Consider the following 26,298-nt stretch of genomic DNA (forward strand, 5'->3'; position numbering starts at 1 on the left):
ATCAAGCGCATCGACCACCGGACGACGGAAAGAGGCACAGAGCGTGCGATACAGGACTAGGCGAGTGCGCGGCGCGGCCGCGGTCGCGGCGATCTCCGCGGTGTTCGCGGCCGGCGCCTGCAGCGGCGGGGCCGCCGAGGAGGGCGGCGCGGCGTCCGAGCCCGGCTCGGACGCCGTGGCCGAGGCGGAGCGGCTCTACCAGATCCTCAACGAGAGCTGGGCCATCGAGGACGAGCTGCTCACGATCGAGCTGCGGGTCGCCAAGCGCTGCATGGAGGACGCCGGGTTCCAGGTCCACGACCCCGCCGTCTTCCAGGAGACGGACTTCAGCTCCTATGGGACGGCGGGCTTTCTCACCGACGCGCCCGTCCGGGCCGTGCCGACCCCGGAGGCCGCCGAGGAGTGGGGGTTCGGGGTCTGGACCGAGTTCGTCGGGAATCCCGGAAACGAGGAGCTGGCCGAAGAGCTGCTCACGCCCGAGGCGCGGGCGGCCTTCAACATGCCCGAGGGGGACTACGAGGCGCCCGACGAGAGCGAATGGGACGCCGAAGGCGAGGAGTACCAGTCGGAATGGATCGAGGCCTACACCGGGTCGCCCGCGATCCCCAGCGATGTGAAGGGCCCTGAGCCCGATTTCGCGGCGCCCATGGGCGGCTGCGAACTGGAGATGGTCGAGACCATCTACGGCGAGCCTTACACCGTGGACATCGGAGGCGAGGGCGACAGCGACGGCGACGGCGTGGAGGAGGACGACGAGTCGTACACGGCCACGCACGAGCCGAGTCCCGTAGCCGAGATCGAGGACTTCGAGGACTACGGAAATCTGCTGGCGCGCCTCGACGGCGAGGACGTGGCCTTCGAGACCTGCCTCATCGACAGCGGCTACGAGGGCTGGGAACTCGGCGACAGCTTCTATCCGCCGCTGTGGGAGTACTTCGGGTCGATGTACGACCCGGCCTACTTCGAGCAGTACGGCGAGGAGGGGCTCGAAGTCCCAGAGGCGCCTGAGGAGATCCCGGGAGACTTCATGGGCGTGCTGGAGCTCGAACGCGCCATGGCGGTCGACTTCGCGGCCTGCGGCCGGGAGAGCGGACTGCGCGAGGCGATCGTGCAGGGCTGGGCCGCGATACTGGTCGAGGCCTACCAGCCGCTGGAGACCGACATCGTCGCCTGGCAGGAGAAGATGCAGGGGCACCTCGACGACGCGCAGGACTACCTCCAGGGGTAGCCCCGCCGGCGCCGCCGCGTTTTAGCGGTGGCGGCATGTCGGTCCTCCCTGCGATGATGCCGCGGGAACGACCGGAGCGGAAGGCGGGCGGATGCGGCGGTACTTGCGGCGATTGCGGGCGTTCATACCACGGCAGCGGAGCACGAGCGGGCGGCTGAAGCGGGAGGAGCTGCCCGAACTGGAGGACCTGGCGTGGTACTCGCACGCCGAGCAGGCCGAGAACGCCTCGTTCTGGCGGATGGCGAGGCGGCTGCCGGGCCTGATGGGCCAGGCGTTCCGCGTCGCGTGGGCGGCGGCCCCGGCGATGACGGTGACCGCCTTGGCGCTCAACGTGGTCGCGGGCGTCGCCACCACGACCGCGCTCCTGGCGGTCACCGACGTGACCATGGCCCTGTTCGCCCCGGGCGCCACCTGGGACCGCGTGGTCGACGCCGGGCCCGCGCTGCTCGTCCTGGCGGTCGCGGCCGGAACGCGGTCGGGCCTGGGCCTCGTCGCGGGTTGGGCGCAGCAGCGGCTGGAACCGCTGGTGCACAACAGGACCGAGGCCGAATTCTTCCGGCTCACGACGCAGGTCCCGCGGTCGGCGTTCGACGACGACGCGTTCGCCGACCGCATCGAGGCCTCCCGCAACCGCGGCATGCGCTCGGTCGTCATGCTCGTGACCGACGTCGTGGACCTGGTGACCGGCCTGGTCACCGTCATCGCGGTCGGTGCGGCGCTCGCGGTGATCCACCCGGCGCTGCTGCCGCTGCTGTTCGCCGCCGCGCTCCCGACCGGCTGGGCGGCGGTCCGGTCGGCGCGGCTCCAGTACGTCTCGAACCGGTCCCGGGTGTCGCGGCGGCGGCGCCTGTGGATGCTGGAGATGCACATGGCCGACCGGTACTCGGCCGCCGACCTGCGGCTGCACGAGGCGGCCCCGTGGCTGCGCGGCCAGCACGCGGCGATGGTCGACGCCGAGACCCGCGCCGACTTCGAGGTGATCCGCCGCCAGACCCTCACCAGGGCCGTCGGCCAGACCGCTTCGGGAGTGGCCGTCGCCGGCGTGTACGCGGTCCTGCTGTGGATGCTCATCGAGGGCGTGGTCCCGCTGGGGATCGCCGCGGCGGCGGTCGTGGCGCTCCAGCAGGGCAGCGGCGCGATGGCGAACCTGCTCGTGGCCGTGAACCAGACGTACGACGACGGGCTGTACGTCTCCGACCATGCCGAGTTCCTGGAGATGGCGAAGGAGCGCATCGCCGACCAGCCGCACCTGACGGCCCCCGCGCCGGTCGAGGCGCGGACCGCGGCGCTCCCAGCGCCCGAGACGATCGAAGTCGAGGGCGTCTCGTTCCGCTACCCGGGCAAGGACGTCGACGCCCTCACCGACGTGTGCCTGACGGTCCGCAGGGGCGAGACCACGGCGCTGGTGGGCGAGAACGGATCGGGGAAGTCCACCCTCGCGCACCTGCTGGCGGGCCTGTACCGGCCCACGTCGGGCCGCATCCTGTGGGACGGCGTCGACATCGGCGAGGTCGACCCCGCGCTGTGGCGCACCCACATCTCGATGGTGTCCCAGCAGGTCATGCGGTGGCCGTTCACCGCGGAGATCGCGATCCGGCTCGGGCGGGCCTCGGCACCGGTCGACCGCGACCGGATCGAATCGGCCGCGAAGGCCGCCGGCGCGCACGAAATGATCACCGGCTTCGACAACGGCTACCGGCAGCTGCTCGACCGGATGTTCAAGGAGGGCACCGACCTCAGCGGCGGCCAGTGGCAGCGCCTCGCCTCGGCCAGGGGCCTGTACCGCGACGAGGGCGGCCTGCTCATCTGCGACGAGCCGTCGGCGGCCCTGGACGCGAAGGCGGAGGCGGCCCTGTTCGCGACCTTGCGGGGCCGCTCGGGCCGGGCGACGACGGTCATCATCTCGCACCGCCTGCAAGGGGTGGTGCACGCCGACCAGATCGCGGTCCTGGAGGAGGGCCGCCTCACCGAACTGGACGGCCACGCCGCCCTCCTCGCGGCGGGCGGCGCCTATGCCGAGCTGTTCGAGCTGCAATCGCGATCGTATGTGGCCGAATAGGTTCCGCGCCGGGAGCCGATCCGGTCGGTCGCCTCACCCCGCGGCGCGGCCGTGGACGAACAGGGCCCATCCGAGGGCCAGGAGCGAACCGAGCGAGGCCACGCCGCGGACGGTGTTCCAGGCGATCCACTTGGCCTCGACGCGCTCGCGCAGGGCGGCGATGTCCACGATCGCGTCCGGGTCGCCCGCGTCGGCGAGTCGGTCGTTGAGCGGCACGTTGACCGCCATGGTGCCGATGAACATGACCAGGGCGAGCGCCAGCGCGACGACGGCCCACGGCAGGGCCGCGCGGTTCGACGAGGCCCAGGTCAGCGCGGTGGCGGCGGCGGTGAAGAGCACCGAGCCCAGGAACGCGGGCATGAACCAGCCGTTGATGATGACCTTGTTGATCTGCTGCATCGTCGCGACCCAGGCCTTGTCGTCGAGGATCTTGATGCCGGGCATGACCGCGTAGGAGAACCCGGTGAAGAGCCCGGCCATCATGCCGGCGCTGATGAGGGAGGCGAGGAGGGCGAGCAGTTGGAGGAGTTGCACGGGACCGGCCTTTCAGAGACTTACTCTGTTTGAAGTACTATGATTGAAGTGGTTTGAACTTACCACTACACTCGCAGTGGTGTCAACGAGGAAGTGCGGGAGATGCGCCAGAACCCTGAACGCCGGACGGCCCTGATCGACGCCGCCATCGAAGTGCTCGCGGCCCAAGGCGCGCGCGGACTGACCTTCCGCGCCGTCGACCAGCAGGCGGGCGTGCCGATCGGCACCGCCTCGAACTACTTCGCCAGCCGCGACGCCCTCCTGGTGCAGGCCGGCGAGCGCGTCTTCGAGAAGCTCGACCCGAACACGGCCCCGATGCCCGCGGACCTCCCCCGCACCCGCGAGAGCGTCGACAGGGCGATGCACGCCATGGTCGAGCGGATCACCGCCTACCCGTCCGGCTATCTCGCCGTGCTGGAGCTGCGCCTGGAGTCGACCCGCAGGCCCGAGCTGCGCGAGGTGCTCACCGGGCAGATCCGCGGCCACTTCCAGAAGGACCTCGACCTCCACCGCAAGGCCGGGTTGCCCGGCGACGAGCAGGCGATGACGCTGCTCTACCTCGCGCTGGCCGGGCTCATCGTCGAGCGGTTGACGCTCCCGGACTTCCTCGGGCCCGAGACCGTCGACCCGCTCATCACCGCGCTCGTGGAGCGGGTGGTCCCCGGGGACTGAGCGGTCAGGCGGCCGGGGTCGGCTTCCGGCGGACCGGGCGGATCGCGTACTTGGTCACCACGGTGGGCACGCCCGCGGTCGTCTGCGCGTCGGCCCGGTAGACGCTCGGCGGCACGCCGACCAGCTCGGTGAAGCGCGTGCTGAAGGTCCCCAGGGACTGGCAGCCGACGGTGAAGCAGACCTCGGTGACGCTCAGGTCGCCGCGCCGCAGCAGCGACATCGCGCGCTCGATGCGCCGCGTCATCAGGTACGAGTACGGCGATTCGCCGTAGGCGCGCTTGAACTCGCGGCTAAGGTGCCCGGCCGACAGGTGCACGCCGCGCGCCAGCGCCTCGACGTCGAGCGGCTGGGCGTACTCGCGGTCGATCCGGTCGCGGACGCGGCGCAGCAGCGCGAGGTCGCGCAGGCGCTGGGTCTCGACGGGATCGCTGGTCATAGTCGCCATCATGGCATACCTCCGGCGGACGGGGGCGCGGCGAGCGCCGGCGGTGCGGACTCGTGAGGGCCCTCGCCGCCGGCGCTCGGCACAGGTCAGGCGCCCACGTAGTCGGCGAGGTGCTCGCCGGTGAGGGTGGCGCGGGAGGACACGAGGTCGGCGGGCGTGCCCTCGAAGACGATCCTGCCGCCGTCGTGGCCGGCGCCGGGGCCGAGGTCGATGATCCAGTCGGCGTGCGCCATGACCGCCTGGTGGTGCTCGATGACGATGACGGACTTGCCGGAGTCCACGAGCCGGTCGAGGAGCGCGAGGAGCTGTTCGACGTCGGCGAGGTGGAGGCCGGTGGTCGGCTCGTCGAGGACGTAGGTCCCGCCGTTCTCGCCCATGTGCACGGCCAGCTTGAGCCGCTGGCGCTCGCCGCCGGAGAGGGTGGTGAGCGGCTGGCCGAGGGTGATGTAGCCGAGTCCGACGTCGGTGAGGCGGTCGAGGATCTTGTGGGCGGCCGGGACGCGGGAGTCCCCTGCTGAGAAGAACCGCTCGGCCTCGTCGACCGGCATCGCGAGGACTTCGGCGATGTTGCGTCCGCCGAGGGTGTATTCGAGGACCGCGGCCTGGAACCGCTTCCCCTCGCATTCCTCGCAGGTGGACTCGACGGTCGCCATGACGCCCAGGTCGGTGTAGATGACGCCCGCGCCCTTGCAGGTCGGGCAGGCGCCTTCGGAGTTGGCGCTGAACAGGGCGGGCTTGACGCCGTTGGCCTTGGCGAAGGCCTTGCGGATCGGGTCGAGCAGGCCGGTGTAGGTCGCCGGGTTGGAGCGCCGGGAGCCGCGGATCGCGCCCTGGTCGATGGAGACGACGCCGTCGCCGCCGGCGACGGACCCGTGGATGAGGGAGCTCTTGCCGGAGCCGGCCACGCCGGTGACGACGGTGAGGACGCCCAGGGGGACGTCGACGTCGACGTTCTGGAGGTTGTTCTCCGCGGCGCCGCGGATCTCGAGCCGCCCGGTGGGCTTGCGCACGGTCTCCTTGATGGCGGCGCGGTCGTCGAGGTGGCGGCCGGTGACGGTGTCGCTGGCGCGCAGCCCGGCGAGGTCGCCTTCGTAGCAGACGGTCCCGCCGGCGGTGCCCGCGCCGGGGCCGAGGTCGACCACGTGGTCGGCGATGGCGATGGCCTCGGGCTTGTGTTCGACCACCAGGACCGTGTTGCCCTTGTCGCGCAGGCGCAGCAGGAGGTCGTTCATCCGTTCGATGTCGTGCGGGTGCAGGCCGATCGTGGGTTCGTCGAAGACGTAGGTGACGTCGGTGAGGGAGGAGCCGAGGTGGCGGATCATCTTGGTGCGCTGGGCCTCGCCGCCGGAGAGGGTGCCGGCGGGCCGGTCGAGCGAGAGGTAGCCCAGGCCGATGTCGGCGAAGGAGTCCAGGAGGTGCTGGAGTCCGGCCAGGAGCGGGGCGACGGAGGGCTCGTCGAGGTCGCGGACCCAGTCGGCGAGGTCCGAGATCTGCATCGAGCAGACGTCGGCGATGTTCTTGCCCTTGATCTTGGAGGAGCGGGCCTCGGGGGCGAGGCGGGTGCCCTCGCATTCGGGGCAGGACGTGAAGGTCACGGCCCGCTCGACGAACGCGCGGATGTGGGGCTGCATGGCCTCGACGTCCTTGGACAGCATCGACTTCTCGATCTTGGGGATGAGGCCCTCGTAGGTGAGGTTGATGCCCTCCACCTTGATCTTGGTGGGCTCGCGGTAGAGCAGGTCGTGCATCTCGCGCTTGTTGAACTTGCCCACGGGCTTGTCCATGTCGAAGTAGCCCGAGCCGGAGAAGATGCGGCCGAACCAGCCGTCGTTGGAGTAGCCGGGGATGGTGATCGCGCCCTCGCCGAGCGACAACGCGCCGTCGAAGAGCGCGGCGAGGTCGAAGTCCTGGACGCGGCCCATGCCCTCGCAGCGCGGGCACATGCCGCCGAGCTGGTTGAACGTGGCCTTCTCGGCCTTGGTCTTGCCGCCCTTCTCGATGGTGATGGCGCCGCTGGCCTTCACCGAGGGGACGTTGAACGAGTAGGCGTTCGGCGAGCCGATGTGCGGCGTGCCGAGTCTCGAGAAGAGGATGCGCAGCATCGCGTTCGCGTCGGTGGCGGTGCCGACGGTGGAGCGGGGGTTGGCGCCCATCCGCTCCTGGTCGACGATGATCGCGGTGGTGAGCCCTTCGAGGTGGTCGACCTCGGGCCGCCCGAGCGAGGGCATGAAGCCCTGGAGGAACGCGCTGTAGGTCTCGTTGATGAGCCGCTGGGACTCGGCCGCGATCGTCGCGAACACCAGCGAGCTCTTGCCCGATCCCGAGACCCCGGTGAACACCGTCAGGCGGCGCTTGGGGATCTCGACGCTGACGTCCTTGAGGTTGTTCTCGCGAGCGCCGTGCACCCGGATGAGGTCGTGGGTGTCGGCGTCGTGCCGCTTAGGCTTGCTCATCGTGTCTCCGTGCCGCTGGGGTGCTCAGTGCTGCTGCTGGATGCGGATCTGGTTGCCCGCGGGGTCGCGGAAGGCGCAGTCGCGGACGCCGTAGGGCTGGTCGATCGGCTCCTGGACGACGTCGGCGTTCGCGCCTGCGATCTGCTCGAAGGCCGCGTCGACGTCGGCGGTGGAGAGGACGAGGCTCGCGAAGGTGCCCTTGGCCATCATCTCGGTGATGGTGCGGCGCTCGTCGTCGCTGACGCCCGGGTCGGAGCCGGGCGGGTAGAGCACCACGTTGACGCCGGGCTGGTCGCCGGGGCCGACGGTGATCCACCGCATCCCCTCGTAGCCGACGTCGTTCCTGACCTCGAAGCCGAGGACGTCGCGGTAGAACGCGAGCGAGGCCTCGGGATCGTCGTGCGGGAGGAAGGTCGCGTGGATGCTGATGTTCATGGTGGGAACTTTAATACGGGCCACCGACGCGTGCTTCTCGATTCCTGATCGCTTCGGGGCCCGCCCGGACGCTCCCCCGCAGCGTGCGCGACGCGGCGGGGGGCGCGCCGCGCTAGATGATCGTCGACAGGATCACGAAGAAGACCACGAACAGGATGATCACCGCGGCGCCGGTGACCAGGACCGCCGGCTCCTGGTGCAGCGGGCGCTTGCCGCCGGGCTGCTGGCGCTGCTGCTGCTGCGGGTAGCCCTGCTGCTGGGACGGCGCGGCCTGGTAGTTCGTCTGGGGCGGCAGCATCTGCGGCGCCTGGGTCGGCGGGGCCTGCACGGGCGGGCGCGGGGCCGACATGTGCCCGGCCGGCGAGACCGGTCCGCCCGAGGTCGGGCGGGTCATCGGCGGCTCGTTCGGGGCCGGGCCCGAGGCGGCGCGGACGGCGCCCTCGACCACGACGGTCTCGGGCTGCTCGAACGTCTGCGGCGGCACGCCCAGCTTGGAGTGGATGAGCTGGGAGATCGCCGGGATGCGGGAGGAGCCGCCGACCAGGAAGATGCCCACGAGGTCGGCCGGGTTCATGCGGGCGGCGCTGATGGCCCGCTGGAGGCAGTCGACGGTCCGCTCCAGGGGCGGGCGCGAGATGTCCTCGAACTCGGCGCGCGTGAGGTGCGCGTCGACCTCCAGCGCGGGCAGGTGGATGTCGGCGCTCGCGGTGCGCGAGAGCGTCTCCTTGGCGCCGCGGACGTCCTCGTAGAGCATCCGCCGGTAGCGGCGGTCGCGGTCGTCGGAGGGGGTGAGGAGCCGCTGCCAGTCGGCCGGGTGCGAGGCGCCGTAGGTCTTGCCGAGGTGCTCGACGATGCCGTGGTCGAAGTCGAGGCCGCCGATGTCGCCGACGCCCTCTTCGGCGAGGACCTCGAACCCGGTCTGGGTGCGGCGCACGACCGTGGCGTCGAAGGTGCCGCCGCCGAGGTCGTAGATGGCCAGGGAGCGTCCGGGCGGGACGGCGGTGCCGAGCACGGAGGTGAAGTAGGAGGCGGCCGCGACCGGCTCGGGGATGAGCTGGGGCGTCGGCAGGCCCGCGAGGCGCGCGGAGTCGACGAGGATGGCGCGGCGGCGCTCGCCCCAGCGCGCGGGGTGGGTCAGCCGGACCTGGCCGGGCATCTGGCCGGCCTGCCGCTGGGCCTCGAGGGCGACCTGCTGGAGGACGTACGCGAAGACCTGTGGCACCGGGATCTCGGAGGTGCCCAGGAACAGGGACCCGTCGTCGATGCGGCGCTTCGGGTTCGGTTCGAACCGGGACGGGTCCATGCGGGCGTTGCGCTCGGCGTCGCGGCCGACGAGCATGCGGCCGTCGGAGTTGTAGTAGACCGCCGAGGGCAGGATCGGAGCGCCGTCGAACAGCAGGGGGCGTACGCGTCCGTCGGCCGAACGCAGAACCGCAACGGTGTTCGAGGTTCCGAAGTCGATTCCAAGCACGTGCATGTGAGAACTCCCTCTCGGCGACGCTTGCGAGCTGTAAACGCGTCTAGCCTGATGCACACCATACTGGTCCCGTCCACACCTGATGCGACCCGTTCGGCGTTCACGCGTCGCTCACGCCCCGTTCCCGCCTCCTCGGCATTATGCGCGCGGACCGCGCTTGCCGCGCGCCGCGGGCGGGCCTTCGCAGGTCGCCGGGGCGCCGCGGCGCAGGGAGCGGCATCTCACGCGCTCGCCCGCGCGGATCGGGCCCCGTGTTGTGTCACACTTCAAGGGGACGTCTGTGGGCGCCCGCGAGCGCGCGGGGCCACACTTGGGGGTCCTCGTCGCCGCGGCCGGAAGGATCCGGCTGGTCCAGGCGTTGTACAAGGCGAAACCCCAGGAATCGGCGTGATCGGCTGGGGATGTCGCAGGCCGGGCTGACCCGTCCGGCGGCATTGTTCACGGCAAGTGCTCAAAGGAAGTGCAGGGGAACATGGGCGACAGAATGCTGAGGGGCTCCCGCCTCGGGGCCGTCAGCTACGAATCGGACCGCAACACCGAGCTGGCTCCCCGCCAGACGCGCGATTACGTTTGCCCGCAAGGCCACCGTTTCGAGGTGCCCTTCGCGGTCGAAGCGGAGATCCCGCTGACGTGGGAGTGCCGTCTCGACGGCACGACGGCCAAGCTCGTCGACGGCGAGGAGCCCGAGACCAAGAAGGTCAAGCCGCCGCGCACCCACTGGGACATGCTGCTGGAGCGGCGTTCGATGGAGGAGCTCGAAGAGATTCTCGACGAGCGGCTTCAGGAGATGCGCGCCCGCCGCGGCGAGCGCTGACCCAACCGGCTCACGGACCCTGGTCGATCGACCGGGGTCCGTTGTCGTTCCCCGAGGAGGTCGGGCCGTACCTGCGCGGTTCGTCGGCGTCCCGCTCGTCGATGACCTCGCCGTCGATGACGTCGGCGCCGCCGAAGCGCATCGTGGGCGTGCGGGCGGCGAGCCACCGGCCCAGGCCGCGGAAGACGAACCGGGTCGGCGGGAACAGCAGCAGGAGGCCGACGAGGTCGGTCACGAAGCCCGGGACGATGAGGCAGACGGCCCCGGCGAGGGCGTATCCGTTGGGCAGCTCCCGGGACGGGTCGCCGCCGGAGTTGAGGTAGTCGCGGGCGGCCCGGAAGGACTTGGCGCCCACGTACTGCACCAGGAGGACGCCGAGGAAGCTCGTGCCGATGAAGATCATCAGCGTGTAGCCGATGCCGATGAGGTAGGCCAGGCCGAAGAAGGCGGCGGCCTCACTGACGACCCACACCGCCAGCGCGAGCCTGAGTGCGAACGGTGCCCGCTGAGGGGCCGCGGGCGGCTGCTGCTGGTAGGTCACCCTTCGATTCTGCCACGCCGAAAAGCGTTGCGCAGTTGGCGCGTGCGGTGGACGACACCCCAGCGCGTCACATTCCACAGTGCCTCGACGGTGATGGCGCCGTTCATCTTCGACGCCCCGGCGCGCCGCTCGGTGAAGACGATGGGGACCTCGCGGATGCCGAGCCCGGTCTTGACCGCGCGCCAGGTGAGGTCGATCTGGAAGCAGTACCCGACGGAGTTGACGGTGTCGAGCCGGAGTTTCTGGAGGGCGTCGAGGCGGTAGGCGCGGTAGCCGGCGGTGACGTCCTGGACGCGCAGGCCGAGCATGGCGCGGGTGTAGATCCCGGCGCCGCGGGAGAGGGCGAGGCGGTGCATGGGCCAGTTGCGGACCGACCCGCCGGGGACGTAGCGCGAGCCGATGGCGAGGTCGGCGCCCTCGGACACGGCGTCGAGGAGGCGGGGCAGGTCGGCGGGGTCGTGGGAGCCGTCGGCGTCCATCTCGACGACGATGCGGTAGCCGCGCTCGGCGGCCCAGGCGAACGCGGCGAGGTAGGCCGCGCCCAGGCCCTGCTTCTCCTTGCGGTGCAGGACGTGGACGCGGGGGTGGGCGGCGGCGAGGGCGTCGGCGATGTCGCCGGTGCCGTCGGGCGAGGAGTCGTCGACGATGAGGAGGTCGGCGTGCGCGCTGCCGGCGAGCGCGGCGTTCACGGTCGTCTCGAGGTTGTCGCGCTCGTTGTAGGTGGGGATGGCCACGAGGGCCGACTCGGGCCCGCTGCCGCCGCTCGCACCGCCGGGTGTGTCGCTGCCGGCGGCGGGCCGGTCCGGAGTCTCGCTCATGGCGTCGCTTTCTAGGTCTGGCTGCGGCGGTGCTTGACGTTCATCGCGATGGCGCAGGCCAGGGCCACCAGTGCCGCGCCGGTGAGGACCGCTTCAGGCAGAATACCCATTGTGGTCGCAGGCGTCGAGTCGTCCGAGAGGGTGAGATCCGACTGGATGACGGCGGCGGTGTTGAACTCGGTGGCCTGGGAGACCTCGCCGGTGTGGTCGGTGAAGCCCGAGACGCCCACTGTAGAGGCCATGAGGCCGTCGCGGCCGTGCTCGATCGAGCGGAGCTGGACCATCGCGAGCTGCTGCTGGGCCTCGTTGGTGTCGAAGGTGGCGTTGTTGGTCTGGACCACGATGAGCTGGGAGCCGGCGAGGACGGAGTCGCGGGTCTCGGCGTCGAAGACGATCTCGAAGCAGATGAGCCCGGAGATCTCGAGGTCCCCCACGGGGATCACGCCTTCGCCGTCGCCGGCCTCGAATCCGGCGACGCTGTCGAGGCCCTCGGCCATGCGCGGGTCGATCCAGCCTGCGACGGTGCTGAAGAAGTCCTTGTAGGGCACGAATTCGGCGAAGGGCACCGGGTGGCGCTTGGAGTACATGTAGACCGGGCCGTCCACGGGGTCCCACACGATGCTCATGTTGGAGACGGTGCCGTCGTCGTTGTGGACGATGCCGCCCAGGACGATCGGGGTGCCGATGGCGGTCGCGGCCTGGCTGATGAGGTCGTAGGCGTCCTGGTTCTCGATCGGGTCGATGTCGGAGGCGTTCTCGGGCCAGACGACGAGGTCGGGGCGTTCGGCTTCGCCGGCGTTGACGGCTTCGGCGAGGTCGAGGGTGCCCTGGACGTGGTTGTCGAGGACGGCGCGGCGCTGCTCGTTGAAGTCGAGGCCCAGGCGGGGGACGTTGCCTTGGACGACCGCGATGTTCACGGTCTCCCCCGCGGGCGCGGTCGAACCGATCGGGACCGCGAGCGGCGCGATCGAGGCGACGGCCGCGGCGGCGACGAATGCGGCGGCCTTGCGGAGTCCGCCGGAGCGGCGCGTCACGACGGCGTGGCCGGCGGCGAGGAGGAACCCGCCGCTGAGGGCGACGAGGAAGCTGACGAGCGGCACGCCGCCGAGCCACGCGGCGGCGGCGACGGGGGCCTCGGCCTGGCTGAAGCCGAGGCGGGCCCACGGGAAGCCGTCGAAGGGCTGGCGGGAGCGCAGGGCCTCCTGGGCGACCCAGGCGACGCCGGTCAGCGGCGCCCAGGTCCAGCGGTACCGGTCGATGAGGCGCGAGCAGGTGGCGAGGCCGGCGCCGAGGACGGCCGGGCCGAGGGCTTCGAGCGCGGCCAGGAACAGCCAGGGCCATTCGCCGACCTGCGTCGAGGTCCAGGCCAGCAGCGGCAGGAAGAACGCCATGCCGTAGACGAAGCCGATGCCGAAGCCGCCCCAGGGGCGGCGGCGGTGGACGGCGACGCCGAATCCGGCGACGGAGACGGCCGCGAGCGGCCAGGCGCCGTAGGGCGGGAACGCGAGGACGGCGAGCAGGCCGGAGACGACGGCGAGGACGAGCGCGGCCGGGAGGCTCGGGCGCTTGCCCAGGGGGGTCGCGACGAGGAGCCGGAGGCGGCGCTTCGCGGCGGGGGCCTCCTCGGGTGTCAAGGCGTCGCGGTCGTCGTCGATCACGGTGCTCACAGAGGGTGCTCCTCGCTCGTACGCTGCACATGCTCGGCTCGCGGGCGGCGCCGAGGTTCGGGGGCCCGGGGCGGGCGGTGCTCGCCGAGCCGGGTGAAGGGGCTCAATCGTACTGCGGGTATGGCAAAGGGGCGTAGCTGTGTCCGGCTACGCCCCTCGCACGGGTTTCTCCCAGTCCCTGTACGGCCGGTGTCCCCTGCCGCGTTCGCTGGCGATCTTCGGACCAACTCGCACCCGTCTGGCTGAGCGTCTACGAGTTGTTGTCTAGGGATCACTGGCAACCGCTGCGGGTCCACCACCGGCGACCGGCCCGCCTTCCTCCGCCGACCCCCGCGATCTGGACCTGGCCGCCGGTAGCAGTGCGGCCGCGCTGCCACCTTGTCCAGTCTGCGTGGGAGCAAAGCAAGTCGAGTCGCCCCCGACGTTCGGCGGTCTCCCGTTTCAGGTCGTCCGCCGAGGACCTGACCACCGTAAGCCAATCAGCGGCGGTGAGATCAACCGGGTCGGAATTTTGGTCCAGCAATTTTTCTCGCGTCAGGGGCCGCCCGCACCGGTCGCGGGCAGCGGTCCTGGTCAGGCACGCGAGTACACGAGGCGCCCTCCGGCGACGGTCATGGCGCACTCCGGGACGGGGGTGCGCGGATCACTCAGGTCGGGGAGGCCTCCCGCGGTGAGGTCCCACACGGTGAAATTGGCTCGGGTGTTCGGAACGAGCGCTCCCGCGTCGTCGATGCCCAGGGCCCTCCAGCCGCCTCTGGTGGCCGCGGTGAACGCCGCCGCCAGTGGAAGCCGCGAAACCGGGTTGCGGTGCGCCACGGCGGCTCTGACGCCGCCCCAGGGGTCGAGGGCGGTCACCGGGGAGTCCGATCCGAAGGCCAGCGGGACGCCGACGCCGGCGAGCCGCGAGAACGGGTTGGCCGCCAGCGCGCGCGTCCTGCCGAGCCGGGTGGCGTACATGCCGGCGGGTCCGCCCCAGGCGGCGTCGAACGCGGGCTGGACCGAGGCGTGGACGCCGTGGTGGACCATGCGGGCGATGAGGTCGGCGTCGAGCAGTTCGGCGTGCTCGATGCGGTGGCGCGCATGGCGGATCGCGTCGAGGCCGATGCGGCGCTCGACGAGGTCGAGGCCGTCGAGGACGGCGGCGATGGCGCCGTCGCCGATGGCGTGGAAGGCCGCCGGGAGGCCGGTTCCATGGCAGTCCAGGAGGTGGCCGGCGACGTCCTCGGCGGTGAGGTACTGGGCGCCGACGGTGTCGGCGTCGGCGTAGGGGGTGCGCAGGAACGCGGTGCGGGCGCCGAGGGAGCCGTCGGCGGAGAGGTCGCCGCCGCTGCCGTGGGCGCCCAGGTCGCGGGCCTTCGCCGCGGCCCTGAGCTCGCCCCACCAGCCGTACACGGCGGGGTTGGCGGCCTCGGCGCCGAGGGCGAGGAGGCCTTGGAACTCGGTTTCGATGAGCGGGTCGGCGGGGTTGGGGATCGAGTGCTCGACGAGGGCCGCGATGCCCAGGCCCGCGGCGTGCGAGAGCCCCGCCTGGGCGGTCGCGAGGCGCTGGGAGACCGGGACGGAGGCCTGGATGTGGGCTCGGGCGGCGCGGTGGGCCTCGCGGGTGAGGAGCCCGGACGGGTCGTGGCCGTCGAAGGCGGCGATCTCGGGATGTGCGGCCAGGAGTTTGGGCCCGGCGACGCCGATGTGCCCGCAGGCGCGCGAGAGGTAGGCGAGGCGGCCTCCGGCGGCGCGCTCGACCGCCTCGGCGGTCGGGATCGCGGGGTCGTCCCACGTGGTCTCGTCCCAGCCTCCGGCGACGACGATGCCGTCGGCGGGGAGCGAGGCGGCGAAGCTCGCGACGCGCTCGAGGACGGCCGCGCCCGAGGGCAGTCCGGCGAGGTGCAGGCCGATGAGGGAGGCGCCGGTGCCGGAGAGGTGGACGTGGGAGTCGACGAACGCGGGGGTGACCAGGCCGCCGCCGAGGTCGGCGGTGCGGTCGGCGGCGGGCGCGTCCGCGGCGGGCCCGATCCACGTGATCCGGTCGCCTTCGGTGAGCAGGGCCGTGGCGGCCGGGCTGGTCGGGCTCAGGACCCGCCCGCCGCGCCACAGGGTCTTGGGACCGTTGTCCAGAAGGTGGCTCATGCCTCCAATGATGTCAGTCGACGGGGTGCAGGACGCGATGGAGGAACCCGCGCGCGCGTTCGGTCTTCGGTGCGGTGAGGACCTCGGCGGGCGGGCCGGACTCGACGATGACGCCGCCGTCGAGGAAGATCACCCGGTCGGCGACCTCGCGGGCGAAGCTCATCTCGTGGGTGACCACGAGCATCGTCATGCCTTCGGCCGCAAGGCCCTTCATGACCGACAGGACCTCGCCGACCAGTTCGGGGTCGAGGGCGCTGGTGGGTTCGTCGAAGAGCATGAGCTTGGGGCCCATGGCCAGTGCCCGTGCGATGGCGACGCGCTGCTGCTGCCCGCCGGACAGCTGGGCGGGCTTGGCCCGCTCCTTGCCTTCGATGCCGACCTCGGCGAGGAGGCGCCGGGCCTCGGCCTCGGCCTCGGCGCGCGGGGTCTTGAGGACGCGGCGCTGGGCGATGGCGACGTTGTCGAGGATCGACAGGTGGCTGAACAGGTTGAAGTGCTGGAAGACCATGCCGATGTCGCGGCGGGCGGCGTCCAGGTCGGCGTCGGGGCCGGTCATGTCGTGGCCGGCGGCGGTGACGGTGCCCTCGGTCGGCGTCTCGAGGAGGTTGACGCAGCGCAGTAGCGTGGACTTGCCCGAGCCGGAGGGCCCGATGAGGCAGACGACCTCGCCCTCGGCGATGTCGAGGTCGATGCCGCGCAGGACCTCGTTGTCGCCGAAGTGCTTGTGCAGGCCCTTGATCCGGACCAGCGGGCCGTCCAGGGTGGAGTCGTTCATCGTGCGTCTCCTCGCTTCTCCAGTCGGCGCGCCAGTATCGAGAGCGGCACGGTCAGCAGCAGGTAGAGCAGGCCGCCGACCAGCAGCGGGGTGGCGTTGGCGGAGGAGGTCAGCTCGTTGCGGGCGAACTTGGACAGCTCCATGGTCGCGGTGGTGACGCCGAGGACGAACACGAGGCTGGAGTCCTTGGTGAGCATCACGAGCTCGTTCGTCAAGGGCGGGATGACGATCCGCAGGGCCTGCGGCAGGACCACGGTGACCATGGTGCGGGTGTGGCTCATGCCGAGGGACCTCGCCGCCTCGACCTGTCCCTTGGGGACGGCCGCGATCCCGGCGCGGACGCTCTCGGCGATGTAGGCCGAGGAGGTCAGCCCCAGGCCGATGGCGACCTGGCCGTAAACGCCGCCGGGGTACTGGATGCCCGGGAAGGCCTGCGGCACGCCGAAGCCGACGAGGAACAGGACCAGCAGGGCCGGCAGGCCGCGGAAGACCTCGACGTAGCCGGCGGCGAACCAGCGGTAGGGGGCGAACGCCGAGACGCGCATGAGCGCGATCGGCACGCCCGCGACCATGCCGAACACGAAGGCGAGCAGGGTGTAGACGATCGTGTTCCAGAAGGCCGTCCACACCGCCGGGAACATGCCGGCGGCGATGTCGAGCTGCAGGAACGAATCGGCGATCCGGCCCCAGTCGGCGAACACCGCGATCGCGATGACGACGGCGGCCGCGACGGTGTACTGGATCGCGCGGGAGATCCGGCGCCGCTGCCGCTGCGCCAGCCGGGGTCGGGTGCGCGCCGCCACTACTGGTCGAGCTCCCCGGTGTACGGCTCGCCGATCCACTTCTCGTAGAGCTCGGCGTAGGTCCCGTCCTTGAAGATCTCGTCGAGCATCGAGTTGACCTCGTCGAGGAGCTCCGTGTCGTCCTTCTGCACGGCGAAGCCGTAGTGCTCGGCGGTCTCGATGGTCTGGACGAGCGTGAGGTCCGAGGCGCCGGTCTCGATCATGTCGGTCCAGGTGGCGAGGTCCGCGATGGAGGCGGCGACGGAACCGGAGCCGGAGGTCATGGCCGTGGCGATGTCGCCCATGGACTCGAAGGCGACCGGAGTGAAGCCGTACTGGTCCTTGACGCTGTCGGCGTAGGCCTCGCCGGTGGAGCCGGACTGGACGGCGACGTTGACGCCCTCGAGCCCGTCGAGGCCGGTCACGGTGGAGCCGGGTCCCACCACGAGGGCCTGGTCGGCGCGGTAGTAGGCCTGGGAGATGCCCATGGCCGACTGGCGCTCCTCGGTGATGGACATGCCGGCGGCGGCGATGTCGCAGGTGCCGGCGTTGAGGGCCTCGCCGGAGCTGATGGACTCGAACTGGATCTCTACGATCTCGACGGTCTGGTCGAGGCGCTCGGCCAGGAGGTTCATCAAGTCGATGTCGAAGCCGACGTACTCGCCGTCCTCACGGTATTCGAAGGGCTCGAAGGGGATGTTCGTGCAGACCGTGAGGGTGTCCTCGTCGCCGGCGTCGGCAGTGCACGCGGCGGCGGCCAGTCCCGTCCCGATCAGGGCCAGGGCGGCGGCGGCACGGCGGGCGTAGGTGTTCACCTGAAAGCTCCTCATGAGTAGCGGACGGGCCGATCTTTCCGGTCGGACACATCCATCGTTGTGGCACCTGGTCGACAATGTGGCAGGTTTCGCACTATGGCCCGGGCGAAATCGCCGTTCACGCGCGCCGCGGGCCCGCCTCCACCGGTCCGCGGCCCCGCCGGGGACGGTCCGACCGAACGTGCTTGCGGGCCGATCGTCGGTGCTGCATGAGAGAGTGGTGCGCATGCTGATGCTCATCGACGCCGCCTCGTTGTGGTACCGCGCCTACTACGGGCTGCCCGCCTCGATCACGGCCCCGGACGGAAGGCGCGCGGGAGCGGTCCGCGGATTCTTCGACGGCCTCGCGGTCCTGGCGCGGCGCTACTCCCCCACCTCGATGGTGTGCTGCCTGGAAGGGAACTGGCGGCCGGAGTGGCGCGTCGACCTGATGCCCGGCTACAAGTCCGCGCGGGCGCAGGCGAACGGAGAAGAGGACACCCCGGAGGGCCTGGACGACCAGGTCGCGGCCATCGAGGCGCTGCTGCCGGCGCTGGGCGTCGCCACGGCGACGCACCCCGCGTTCGAGGCCGACGACGTGATCGCGACCCTGGCGGCGCGCACTGCCGAACCGGTGCTGGTGGTGACCGGCGACCGGGACCTGTTCCAACTGGTCGACGACGAGCGCGACCACAAGGTCGTGTACCTCATCCGCGGGATATCCAAGGCGGAACTGTTCGACGGCGAGGCGGTGGCGACGAAGTTCGGCGTCGACCCCGGCCACTACGTGGATTTCGCGGTCCTGCGGGGCGACCCGTCGGACGGCCTGCCCGGCGTCAAGGGCATCGGCGCCAAGACGGCGGTGACGCTCGTGAACACCTACGGGGGCATCGCGGGGCTGAAGGCCGCGGCGGCCGAGGACGGCTCGGACCTGCCCGAGCGCCACCGCAAGTCGATCACCAAGGCGAGCGACTACCTCGACCGGGCGGTCAAGGTGTCGACGGCGGTGTCCGACGTGGCGGTGCCGCTGATCGACGCGACGCTCCCCAAGGCCCCGGCCGACCCGGCGGCGGTGGAGGCGCTGGCGGCCGAGTGGAACGTGGCCTCGGCCCTCAAGCGGTTCCACGAGGCGATCGCCGCCCCTCCCGCGTAGCCGTGTCCCGCAAGCGAGCAGCACCGTTCCTGCGGTCGGTGCGCGCCGAAGCGCTCCCGGCGCGGGGCTGGCCGTGGGAGCTCCCGGCCGTGCGCGCCCTCGAAGCCGGGCTCGACCTCGACGCGCCGGTGGTCATGTTCTGCGGCGACAACGGCTCCGGCAAGTCCACGATCGTCGAGGCGCTCGCGGCCGAGCTGGGGATCAACGTCGAGGGCGGGTCGCGGAACTTCCGCTTCGCCACGCGCGAGACGGAGGCCCCGCTCGCCGAGCACCTGGTCCTGACCCGCCGGGCAGGGCCGCGCCCGGTCGACTCGTTCTTCCTGCGCGCCGAGACCTATTACAACGTGGCCACCGAGGTCGAGCGCCTCGGCGGGCCCCTGGACGGCTACGGCGGCTTCTCGCCGCACGACCGCTCGCACGGCGAGGGGTTCCTCGACCTGGTGGCGAACCGGTTCCGGCCGGGCGGGCTGTACCTGCTCGACGAGCCCGAGTCGGCCCTGTCCGTCCACGGCTGCCTCGCGCTGCTGGAGGTCGTGGTCCGCTTGAGCGGGGCGGGCGCACAGTTCATCGTCGCGACCCACTCGCCGGTGCTCCTGGCGTGCCCGGGCGCGCTGCGCTATGAGACCGGCGAGGACGGGATCGCGCCGGTCGACTACGACGACGCCGGGCCGGTGCGGCTCACCCGGGGCTTCCTCGCCGACCCGCAGCAGTTCCTGCACCACCTCCTGGCCGACGACTGAGCGGGCGTCACTCCCAGCGGTTCGCGGCGGCCTCGAACGCCTCGCGGTCGGAGTGGACCGGGATGACGCACACGACGTGGCCGCCCGGGACCCGCAGGGTCCGGCAGTCGAGCCAGCGTGAGAGCTCCTCGGCGCCGAGGGCTTTCAACCGTTCGGTCTCGGCGTCGAGGTCGTCGGTCTCGATGTCCACATGGATGCGCGGCTCGCCTTCGTCCAGGCGCTGCACCGCCGTCACCAGGCCGGGCAGTATCCCTGGGAGCGAGGTGAACTGCTCCTCGCCGGGGACCGGCTTGGCCTCCACACCCGTTGCGGCCGACCAGAAGGCGGCCGACTCGTCGGCGTCGGGCGTGTCGAACAGGATCGTCGAGACGCGGCTGCGGTGCATGCGGGTTCCTTCCCGGCGCGGGTCAGACGTCGGCGACCACGCCGCGGCGGATCGCGTCCACCGCTTCGAAGGCCTGGTCCGCCAGCTTGTTCGAGGATTCGGTGCCGATGTGGCGCGCGGCCGAGCCCATCTGGTGCAGCAGGTCCGCGGTGCGGCGGGCCCAGCGCACGAAGTCGCCGCCGGGCATCGGCCACGGGCCGTCGGCGGCCGCGAGGGCCTTCGACAGCTCCTCACCCCTGGTCCAGCGGTAGATCGGCCAGGCCAGGCCCATCTGCGGCCGCGAGATCAGCGACAGGCCACGCTGGTTCTCGGCGCGCCGGATCGCCTCCCAGCGGCGTACGGTCTTCTGCACCTGCTCGGTGATCGGGCCGGGGACGGCCACGAAGAACTCGTCCTCCTCGAAGCGGGACTCGTAGATCACCGTGGAGGCGATCGCGGCCAGCGAGGGCGCGTCGAGGCCCTCCCAGATCCCGTCCCGCAGGCATTGGGCGACGAGCAGGTCGGTCTCCACGAAGAGGTTGCGCAGCAGCCGGCCCTCGTGCGTGACGGTCTCGCCTTCGAGGTAGCCGAACTCGGTGAGGACCTCTCGGACGGCCGTGAACTGGCGCGCCAGCGAGTGCTCGCGGCGTTCGGACCGGTGGCGCAGGAGTTCTTCCTCGCGCTTGAGCCGCGACCAGCGGGAGGCGTTGACGGTGTGCTGCCCGGCGTCGGGGCAGTCGCGGCACGGGTGGGCCTTGACCTCCTCGCGCAGCCGCGCGATCTCGGGGGTCTCGGCCGCGCCGCCGCGGCGGGTCGGGCGCGAGCGGTCCCGCGTCGCCTCGCGCAGGCTGGAGGCGAGGTCGGTGCGGGCCCTGGGGTCGCGGCGGTCGAAGCGCTTGGGCATGTGGATGCGGCTGACGACCTCGACGCCGCCGTCGAACGCGGCGGTCTCGAGGGTCCCGGCCCAGCCGTCGGCGGTGAGCACCGACCAGCGCGAGTCGTGGTGGCGTGAGCCGCCGGTGGGGCGCAGGAACACGGCCCAGCCGGTGCGCTTGCCGCGGGAGATCCAGATGATGTCGCCGGCGCGGAGCTTCTCCAGGTGGGTGCGGGCGTCGTCGCGCAGGGCGCCCTTGCGGCGCTTCTGCGCGCTCTTCTCGGCCTGCGAGAGCTGCTGGGTGATCTCGTAGTAGGCGAGGAAGTCGCCCTTGTCGCAGGTCGCGCCCTTGGCGGCCTCGGCGGCGCGCCGGCCGAGGGACCGGGCCTGCTCGGCGATGTGGACGGCCTCCGAGTCGGATTGGAACTGCGCGAAGGAGGAGGCCAGGACCTCTTGGGCGCGTTCGACTCCGGCGGAGTGGATGAGGTTCACGGCCATGTTGTAGGAGGGCGCGAAGCTGGAGTTGAGCGGGTAGGTGCGCTTGGAGGCGAGCCCGGCGACCTCCTTGGGGCGGATGTCCTCGGCCCAGACGGTGACCGCGTGGCCCTCGACGTCGATGCCGCGGCGCCCGGCCCGGCCGGTCAGCTGCGTGTACTGGCCGGGGGTGAGCATGACGTGGTCGGAGCCGTCGTACTTGATGAGCCGCTCGAGGACGACCGAGCGCGCGGGCATGTTGATGCCCAGGGCGAGGGTCTCGGTGGCGAAGACGGCCTTGAGCTGGCCGCGTTCGAAGAGCTTCTCGACGACCTCTTTGAACACCGGGAGGAGTCCGGCGTGGTGGGCGGCGATGCCGGCGGCGAGCCCGGCGAGCCACCGGTCGAAGCCGACGGCTTCGAGGTCGGCGGCGTCGATGTGGGCGACCGCGGCGGTCGCGTAGTCGACGATGTCGTCGCGCTCGCGCCCGTCGGTGAGGCGCAGGCCGGCGCGGACGCACTCGTCCACGGCGGCGTCGCATCCGGCGCGGGAGAAGATGAAGTAGATGGCCGGCAGCAGCGCGGCCTGGTCGAGGCGCGAGACGACCCGTCCGCGGTCCACATAGGGCCTGCCGCGGCGGCGGCCGCCGGGGCGGCTCTCGCCGCGTTCGCGGGCGCGGGCGTCCTTCTTGAGCAGCTCCTTGGAGACGAAGTCGCCGTCGGGTTCGAACAGGTCGAGCAGGGTGCCGGCGACCATCATGTGCTGCCACAGCGGGACCGGCCGGGTCTCGGAGACGATGACCTCGGTGGAGCCGCGAACGCTCTTGAGCCAGTCGCCGAACTCCTCGGCGTTCGAGACCGTGGCGGAGAGGGAGACGACGCGGACCTCTTGGGGGAGTTCGATGATGATCTCCTCCCAGACCGCGCCGCGGAAGCGGTCGGCGAGGTAGTGGACCTCGTCCATGACCACGTACCGGAGGCCGCCGAGGGTGGAGGAGCCCGCGTAGATCATGTTCCGCAGGACCTCGGTGGTCATGACGACGATGGGGGCCTCGCCGTTGATGACCGTGTCGCCGGTCAGCAGCCCGACGTTCTCGGCGCCGTGCGCGGCCACCAGGTCGTTGAACTTCTGGTTCGACAGGGCCTTGATGGGGGTGGTGTAGAAGCACTTCTTGCCCTCGGCCAGCGCCAGGTGCACCGCGAACTCCCCCACGACGGTCTTGCCCGCGCCGGTGGGCGCGCACACGAGCACGCCGTGGCCGCTCTCCAGGACGCGGCAGGCCTCGATCTGGAAGTCGTCGAGGATGAAGGGGTAGTCTCCCGCGAACGCCGCCAACTGGGGCCATTGCCGGCGCACCCTGTCTGCGGCGTGGCGCTCGGACGGGGAGCGGTCGTCGGCGTGCACGTCGGTGTTGACCATGGCCTCAACACTAGTCTGCCGCCCCGACATGAGCATCCCGGTAACGCGCCTGCGCACCCGGCTGTGACGACGCCTACACGGCCGGGTATCGTCCGGATGTGCACCGGGATTCCTCACCAGGAGATGACGATGCGGGACGCGGAGGGGTCGACGCGGTCCTGTTCGACTTCCACGGCACTCTGGCGCAGCTGGAGCCGTTGACCCGGTCGGTGTCGTTGGCGGCGGAGGCGTGCGGGCGACAGATCTCCCCCCTTTCGGTCACCGCCCTGGCGGACGCCATCGGCGCGCAGGGCTGGCTCGGTTCGGGCATGGAGCCGCGGGTGCGTCCGCATTTCGCCGACGCCTGGGCGGACCGCGACCTGGACGAGGACGCCCACCGCGAGGCGTTCACCGCGCTCGCGGCGCAGGCCCACGGGGTCTTCGAAGGGCTCGCCGAGGCGCTGTACGACCGCCTGGCCTCCCCCGAGGGGTGGGTCGCGTTCGCCGACACCTTCGCCACCCTGGTCTCGCTGAAGGCGCAGGGGTACCCGATCGCGCTGGTCTCCAACATCGGCTTCGACGCGCGCCCGATCCTGCGGCGGCTGGGCATCGACCGGTTCATCGACGCGTGGATCCTGTCGTACGAGGTCGGGTACTGCAAGCCCGACGAGAAGATCTTCTACGCCGCCTGCCACGCGCTGGACGTCGAGCCGGGCCGCACGCTCATGGTCGGCGACACGATGTCCGACGCGGGGGCCGCCAGGATCGGCGCCCGCTGCTACCTGGTGCCGCACGCCGAGGCGGGCCGCGCGGTCGGCCTCGACGCGGTCCTGCGGCTGGTGCGCACCGGCTGCTGAGGCGCCCGTATACACGGAAACGGAAGGGCCCCACCGCTGAGCGGTGGGGCCCTTCCTCAATGCTCTGCCTCAGTCCTCATCGGACTCAGGTGATGTCGTCGTACCCGTCGACGCGCCTGCCGAGGCGGTTGCGCCGCTCGTTCTCATCCGGGTAGTCCTCGTCGTCCAGGTTGCTGGCGCCGACGCTCGAGGTCGCGGACTCGTCGTCCACGGTGCCGATGTCGCTGGCCTCCTCGTCGTCGAGGCCGTCATCGTCGTAGGTGATGCCCTTGCGCTTGTCGTTGAGGAAGGCGACGCCGCAGGCCGCAAGGTAAAGGACGAGCATGCAGATCGCCAGCGCGGTCATGCCGAACGGATCGGGCGTGGGCGTGAAGACCGCGGTGAAGCAGAAGCTCACCACGACCACGATGCGCCACCAGCCGAGCATCCGCTTGGCGTTCACAAGCCCGATCACGTTGAGCATCAGCATGATCAGCGGGAACTCGAACCCGATGCCGAACACCATCATCACTGAGATGAAGAAGTTGAGGTAGTCCTCGAGGTTCAGCAGGATCACGAAGTCCTGGCTCGCCAGCAGCATGATGAACTCCATGCCGTGGGCGACCACGAAGTACGCCAGGATCGCGCCCGCGAGGAACAGCGGGGCGGCGATGCCGATGAAGAGGTACGCGTACTTGCGCTCATTCCGATGCAGGCCCGGGGCGATGAAAGCCCACAGCTGGTACAGCCAGATCGGTGCCGTCCCGACCAGTGCCGAGTACAGCGAGATCTTCAGCATCAGGGTGATGTGCGAGATCGGCGAGTTCAGGACCGCCTCGCACTTCGCCCCGTCGCCGGACTCAGTCACCGTGCCGGTATTGAGCGCGGAGCAATACGGGTCCGAGAGGAACTGGATGAGGTCATCCGCGAAGTAGAACGCGACCGCTGTACCCACGAGGATCGCGATGACCGCGATCAGCAGGCGCTGCCGCAAGTCCGCCAGGTGCTCCATGAGCGTCATGGAGCCGTCGGCGGCGCGCTGGAACTTGGTCTTGCGTCCCCTGGTGCGCCGCGGTGGTTCGTCAGCCATATTCGTTACGGCCGGGTCCGGGTCAGCGGGTCTTCTTGTGGTCGACCGATTCGCCGTCGATCACGGTCTCGCTGACCGGCGCAGGCGGGTCGAGGGGCTCACGCGTGTGCTTGGGCTCCGCGCGGACGTCGCCGTCCTCTTCGGGGTTGCCCGAGTCCTTCTTCATGGCCTCGGTCTCGGACTTGAGGATGCGCATGGAGCGACCCAGACCCCTCGCCATGTCCGGAAGCTTCCGGGAGCCGAACACCAGCAAGATGACAACGACGAGAATGATGATGTGCCAGGGCTTCAATGCACCCATTGTTCGGTCCCTCCGGATATATGTCGGTGACGTTAACCATCGTATGCCTCGCGGGAGGCGACTGCCACGGAGCCTGAGACCTGGTTCACTCCGAGGTCGTCGGCAGAAGACGCGGCTACGACATCGTCGAGCCGGACAAGCATGACCGACGTTTGACACTTCCGTCAACACTGGAGCCTTCGGGATCGATGATCTTTATCAGAATGTGGCGGCCGGGACGGGGAAGCGTCACTTTTTCTCCAGTGCCGCAGTGGCGTTCTGGGCTTCGACGAGCGTCGCGTTCAAGCGTTCCTGCAGGTCCTGTACCTGACCGGCGCGCTCTTGAACGCGGTCGAGGCCGCTTTTGAGTTCGCCTAGGCCGCCGAGGAGTCGCACGGCCGCTACGGCCAGGATCACGAGTCCGGCGAGTGCCAGCACGACCGATATCGCCCAGATCATGGCCTCAGTGTAGGAGAGCGGAGGCCCGAAGGTCGCATCCGGGGTCAGGCGGCCGCGGCGTAGCGCGCCAGCGCGGCGCGGGCGGTCTGGCGCACCGAGTCGCGCAGTTCGGCGGGGGCGACGACTTCGGCTTCGCCGCCGAGGCCGAGGACGAAGCGGCGGGCCCAGTCGAGGTCGCGCACGCGCATGGTGACGCGGCGGCGCCCGTCGGGTTCGCCGGTGACGGCCTCGCACGGGTAGGTGTCGGTGACGCCCTTGGCGCCGGGGCCCAGGAGCAGTTCGATGCGCGGCAGCTCGGATTCGAGGAACGCGGTCGGCGCGGGCTGGTTGGTCAGGCGCAGCGGCTCGGAGGGCTCGTCGAGTTCGGCGCAGCCGTCGATGCGGTCGATGCGGAACTGGCGGATCTCCCCCGCGGTGCGGCACCAGGCCCGCAGGTAGGCGTGGCCGTCGGAGGCGACGATCTCGATGGGGTCGACGACCCGTTCGGAGGTCGTGTCGCGACTGGCCGAGTAGTAGGTGATGCGGGCGGCGTGCCCGGAGGCGACGAGGGCCGCGTAGCGCTCGGCGCCGGGGTCGGCGACGGTGTCGCGGACGGTGACGTCGGCGGGGGCTTCGCCCGCGGCGGCGGCGAGCTTGTCGAGCGCGGAGGCGATCGCGGCCCGGTCGCCGACGCCGGGCGTGTCGTCCAGGACGCGCAGGGCGACCGACAGGGCGAGGGCCTCATGGGCGGCGAGGCGGACCGGGCGGTCCATCCCGGCGGCGAAGAGGACGCGGACGGCGTCGGCGTCGAACGCGATGTCGATGAGGTCGCCGGGCCCGTAACCGGGCAGGCCGCACATCCACAGCATGGTCAGGTCGGCCTGGATCTGCGCGGCGGACACGTCGAAGTCGGACGCGATCTCGGCGATGGGGACCCCTTCGGGCCGCGCGACGAGGTAGGGCACCAGGTTCAGCAGGCGGGCGAGTCTATTGGTCACGGCGTTCACTCCGGTTCGGGGAAGGGCGAGCGCAG

At 71.0% G+C, this 26,298-nt stretch carries 25 protein-coding genes; 7 read left to right on the top strand and 18 right to left on the bottom strand.

Features of this window, described 5'->3' with window-relative positions; genetic code table 11:
- Nucleotides 1–43 precede the first annotated feature (43 nt).
- Together BLQ63_RS28225 and BLQ63_RS03435 are read left to right on the top strand one after the other, a co-directional pair.
- Nucleotides 44–1,228: a hypothetical protein gene (locus BLQ63_RS28225; protein WP_177154763.1), complete on the top strand. Its 1,185-nt coding sequence runs from the start codon at nt 44–46 to the stop codon at nt 1,226–1,228.
- A 91-nt stretch (nt 1,229–1,319) separates the two neighbouring features.
- Complete coding sequence (locus BLQ63_RS03435; protein ID WP_091028344.1) at nt 1,320–3,287, top strand: ATP-binding cassette domain-containing protein; 1,968 nt, start codon at nt 1,320–1,322, stop codon at nt 3,285–3,287.
- A 33-nt stretch (nt 3,288–3,320) separates the two neighbouring features.
- Here BLQ63_RS03435 and BLQ63_RS03440 read toward each other — a convergent pair whose 3' ends face one another.
- Complete coding sequence (locus BLQ63_RS03440; protein WP_091028348.1) at nt 3,321–3,821, bottom strand: anthrone oxygenase family protein; 501 nt, start codon at nt 3,819–3,821, stop codon at nt 3,321–3,323.
- 102 nt (nt 3,822–3,923) lie between these two features.
- Here BLQ63_RS03440 and BLQ63_RS03445 point away from each other — a divergent pair, with 102 nt between their 5' ends.
- Nucleotides 3,924–4,493 (top strand): TetR/AcrR family transcriptional regulator, encoded by a 570-nt coding sequence (locus BLQ63_RS03445; protein WP_091028352.1) that lies wholly within the window; start codon nt 3,924–3,926, stop codon nt 4,491–4,493.
- Nucleotides 4,494–4,497: 4 nt separating this feature from the next.
- On the opposite strand, the gene BLQ63_RS03450 is transcribed toward BLQ63_RS03445, so the two are convergent.
- From BLQ63_RS03450 to BLQ63_RS03465, 4 genes are all read right to left on the bottom strand, one after another.
- Entirely contained in the window at nt 4,498–4,929 is a 432-nt protein-coding gene (locus BLQ63_RS03450) for a helix-turn-helix transcriptional regulator (protein WP_091028355.1), read from the bottom strand.
- A gap of 95 nt (nt 4,930–5,024) precedes the next feature.
- Complete coding sequence (locus BLQ63_RS03455) at nt 5,025–7,391, bottom strand: excinuclease ABC subunit UvrA (protein ID WP_091028358.1); 2,367 nt, start codon at nt 7,389–7,391, stop codon at nt 5,025–5,027.
- Nucleotides 7,392–7,415: 24 nt separating this feature from the next.
- Nucleotides 7,416–7,826, bottom strand: a complete 411-nt coding sequence (locus BLQ63_RS03460; RefSeq protein ID WP_091028362.1) for a VOC family protein — start codon at nt 7,824–7,826, stop codon at nt 7,416–7,418.
- A gap of 112 nt (nt 7,827–7,938) precedes the next feature.
- Nucleotides 7,939–9,303, bottom strand: a complete 1,365-nt coding sequence (locus tag BLQ63_RS03465) for an Hsp70 family protein (protein ID WP_091028366.1) — start codon at nt 9,301–9,303, stop codon at nt 7,939–7,941.
- Nucleotides 9,304–9,775: 472 nt separating this feature from the next.
- On the opposite strand from BLQ63_RS03465, the gene BLQ63_RS03470 reads away from it, so the two are divergent.
- Nucleotides 9,776–10,117, top strand: a complete 342-nt coding sequence (locus tag BLQ63_RS03470; RefSeq protein ID WP_091028371.1) for an RNA polymerase-binding protein RbpA — start codon at nt 9,776–9,778, stop codon at nt 10,115–10,117.
- A gap of 10 nt (nt 10,118–10,127) precedes the next feature.
- Here BLQ63_RS03470 and BLQ63_RS03475 read toward each other — a convergent pair whose 3' ends face one another.
- The 7 genes from BLQ63_RS03475 to BLQ63_RS03505 all read right to left on the bottom strand — a co-directional run bounded on the left by BLQ63_RS03475 (nt 10,128) and on the right by BLQ63_RS03505 (nt 17,639).
- Entirely contained in the window at nt 10,128–10,658 is a 531-nt protein-coding gene (locus BLQ63_RS03475; RefSeq protein WP_177154764.1) for an FxsA family protein, read from the bottom strand.
- Complete coding sequence (locus BLQ63_RS03480; protein WP_091028378.1) at nt 10,655–11,476, bottom strand: polyprenol monophosphomannose synthase; 822 nt, start codon at nt 11,474–11,476, stop codon at nt 10,655–10,657. The genes BLQ63_RS03475 and BLQ63_RS03480 overlap by 4 nt, the downstream gene beginning before the upstream one ends.
- Nucleotides 11,477–11,487: 11 nt before the next feature.
- The gene (gene lnt, locus BLQ63_RS03485) at nt 11,488–13,143 is read right to left on the bottom strand and encodes an apolipoprotein N-acyltransferase (protein ID WP_218125034.1); all 1,656 of its coding nucleotides are present in this window, start codon (nt 13,141–13,143) and stop codon (nt 11,488–11,490) included.
- A gap of 573 nt (nt 13,144–13,716) precedes the next feature.
- Nucleotides 13,717–15,267: an amidohydrolase gene (locus tag BLQ63_RS03490; RefSeq protein ID WP_091028381.1), complete on the bottom strand. Its 1,551-nt coding sequence runs from the start codon at nt 15,265–15,267 to the stop codon at nt 13,717–13,719.
- Nucleotides 15,268–15,280: 13 nt separating this feature from the next.
- A complete protein-coding gene (locus BLQ63_RS03495) occupies nt 15,281–16,042 on the bottom strand; it encodes an amino acid ABC transporter ATP-binding protein (protein ID WP_091028383.1) in 762 nt (253 codons plus the stop codon).
- Nucleotides 16,039–16,845 (bottom strand): amino acid ABC transporter permease, encoded by an 807-nt coding sequence (locus BLQ63_RS03500; protein ID WP_218125035.1) that lies wholly within the window; start codon nt 16,843–16,845, stop codon nt 16,039–16,041. Before BLQ63_RS03500 ends, BLQ63_RS03495 begins: the two co-directional genes overlap by 4 nt.
- Complete coding sequence (locus BLQ63_RS03505) at nt 16,845–17,639, bottom strand: transporter substrate-binding domain-containing protein (protein WP_177154765.1); 795 nt, start codon at nt 17,637–17,639, stop codon at nt 16,845–16,847. Before BLQ63_RS03505 ends, BLQ63_RS03500 begins: the two co-directional genes overlap by 1 nt.
- Before the next feature lie 226 nt (nt 17,640–17,865).
- Here BLQ63_RS03505 and BLQ63_RS03510 point away from each other — a divergent pair, with 226 nt between their 5' ends.
- Together BLQ63_RS03510 and BLQ63_RS03515 are read left to right on the top strand one after the other, a co-directional pair.
- Nucleotides 17,866–18,771, top strand: coding sequence for a 5'-3' exonuclease (locus tag BLQ63_RS03510; RefSeq protein ID WP_218125036.1), 906 nt, complete (start codon nt 17,866–17,868; stop codon nt 18,769–18,771).
- 2 nt (nt 18,772–18,773) lie between these two features.
- A complete protein-coding gene (locus BLQ63_RS03515; protein ID WP_143014745.1) occupies nt 18,774–19,511 on the top strand; it encodes an AAA family ATPase in 738 nt (245 codons plus the stop codon).
- A gap of 7 nt (nt 19,512–19,518) precedes the next feature.
- Here the strand turns inward: BLQ63_RS03515 and BLQ63_RS03520 are convergent, their stop codons facing one another.
- Both BLQ63_RS03520 and BLQ63_RS03525 read right to left on the bottom strand, forming a co-directional pair.
- A complete protein-coding gene (locus tag BLQ63_RS03520) occupies nt 19,519–19,896 on the bottom strand; it encodes a VOC family protein (RefSeq protein WP_091028390.1) in 378 nt (125 codons plus the stop codon).
- A gap of 22 nt (nt 19,897–19,918) precedes the next feature.
- Nucleotides 19,919–22,642, bottom strand: coding sequence for a DEAD/DEAH box helicase (locus BLQ63_RS03525; RefSeq protein ID WP_091028394.1), 2,724 nt, complete (start codon nt 22,640–22,642; stop codon nt 19,919–19,921).
- Between the two features lie 98 nt (nt 22,643–22,740).
- Between BLQ63_RS03525 and BLQ63_RS03530 the strand changes: the two genes are divergently transcribed.
- A complete protein-coding gene (locus tag BLQ63_RS03530; protein ID WP_091028397.1) occupies nt 22,741–23,478 on the top strand; it encodes an HAD family hydrolase in 738 nt (245 codons plus the stop codon).
- An 85-nt stretch (nt 23,479–23,563) separates the two neighbouring features.
- Here BLQ63_RS03530 and tatC read toward each other — a convergent pair whose 3' ends face one another.
- The 4 genes from tatC to BLQ63_RS03550 form a co-directional block, all read right to left on the bottom strand.
- On the bottom strand, nt 23,564–24,547 hold the full coding sequence (gene tatC / locus BLQ63_RS03535) for a twin-arginine translocase subunit TatC (RefSeq protein WP_091028400.1): 984 nt from the start codon (nt 24,545–24,547) through the stop codon (nt 23,564–23,566).
- Nucleotides 24,548–24,569: 22 nt separating this feature from the next.
- Nucleotides 24,570–24,848: a Sec-independent protein translocase subunit TatA gene (gene tatA, locus BLQ63_RS03540; protein WP_091028403.1), complete on the bottom strand. Its 279-nt coding sequence runs from the start codon at nt 24,846–24,848 to the stop codon at nt 24,570–24,572.
- A 228-nt stretch (nt 24,849–25,076) separates the two neighbouring features.
- Complete coding sequence (locus BLQ63_RS03545; protein WP_091028405.1) at nt 25,077–25,286, bottom strand: hypothetical protein; 210 nt, start codon at nt 25,284–25,286, stop codon at nt 25,077–25,079.
- Between the two features lie 44 nt (nt 25,287–25,330).
- Nucleotides 25,331–26,263 (bottom strand): helix-turn-helix transcriptional regulator, encoded by a 933-nt coding sequence (locus BLQ63_RS03550; RefSeq protein WP_218125037.1) that lies wholly within the window; start codon nt 26,261–26,263, stop codon nt 25,331–25,333.
- Between the last annotated feature and the right edge of the window lie 35 nt (nt 26,264–26,298).

This window comes from Glycomyces harbinensis (genome assembly GCF_900101745.1).
GTDB lineage: Bacteria > Actinomycetota > Actinomycetes > Mycobacteriales > Micromonosporaceae > Glycomyces > Glycomyces harbinensis.

Coding starts and splice junctions, on each gene's coding strand:
- BLQ63_RS03435 (WP_091028344.1), top strand. CDS start 1,320: ATGCGGCGGTACTTGCGGCGATTGCGGGCGTTCATACCACGGCAGCGG.
- BLQ63_RS03445 (WP_091028352.1), top strand. CDS start 3,924: ATGCGCCAGAACCCTGAACGCCGGACGGCCCTGATCGACGCCGCCATC.
- BLQ63_RS03450 (WP_091028355.1), bottom strand. CDS start 4,929: ATGACCAGCGATCCCGTCGAGACCCAGCGCCTGCGCGACCTCGCGCTG.
- BLQ63_RS03455 (WP_091028358.1), bottom strand. CDS start 7,391: ATGAGCAAGCCTAAGCGGCACGACGCCGACACCCACGACCTCATCCGG.
- BLQ63_RS03460 (WP_091028362.1), bottom strand. CDS start 7,826: ATGAACATCAGCATCCACGCGACCTTCCTCCCGCACGACGATCCCGAG.
- BLQ63_RS03465 (WP_091028366.1), bottom strand. CDS start 9,303: ATGCACGTGCTTGGAATCGACTTCGGAACCTCGAACACCGTTGCGGTT.
- BLQ63_RS03470 (WP_091028371.1), top strand. CDS start 9,776: ATGGGCGACAGAATGCTGAGGGGCTCCCGCCTCGGGGCCGTCAGCTAC.
- BLQ63_RS03480 (WP_091028378.1), bottom strand. CDS start 11,476: ATGAGCGAGACTCCGGACCGGCCCGCCGCCGGCAGCGACACACCCGGC.
- BLQ63_RS03490 (WP_091028381.1), bottom strand. CDS start 15,267: ATGAGCCACCTTCTGGACAACGGTCCCAAGACCCTGTGGCGCGGCGGG.
- BLQ63_RS03495 (WP_091028383.1), bottom strand. CDS start 16,042: ATGAACGACTCCACCCTGGACGGCCCGCTGGTCCGGATCAAGGGCCTG.
- BLQ63_RS03510 (WP_218125036.1), top strand. CDS start 17,866: ATGCTGATGCTCATCGACGCCGCCTCGTTGTGGTACCGCGCCTACTAC.
- BLQ63_RS03520 (WP_091028390.1), bottom strand. CDS start 19,896: ATGCACCGCAGCCGCGTCTCGACGATCCTGTTCGACACGCCCGACGCC.
- BLQ63_RS03525 (WP_091028394.1), bottom strand. CDS start 22,642: ATGGTCAACACCGACGTGCACGCCGACGACCGCTCCCCGTCCGAGCGC.
- tatC (WP_091028400.1), bottom strand. CDS start 24,547: ATGGCTGACGAACCACCGCGGCGCACCAGGGGACGCAAGACCAAGTTC.
- tatA (WP_091028403.1), bottom strand. CDS start 24,848: ATGGGTGCATTGAAGCCCTGGCACATCATCATTCTCGTCGTTGTCATC.
- BLQ63_RS03545 (WP_091028405.1), bottom strand. CDS start 25,286: ATGATCTGGGCGATATCGGTCGTGCTGGCACTCGCCGGACTCGTGATC.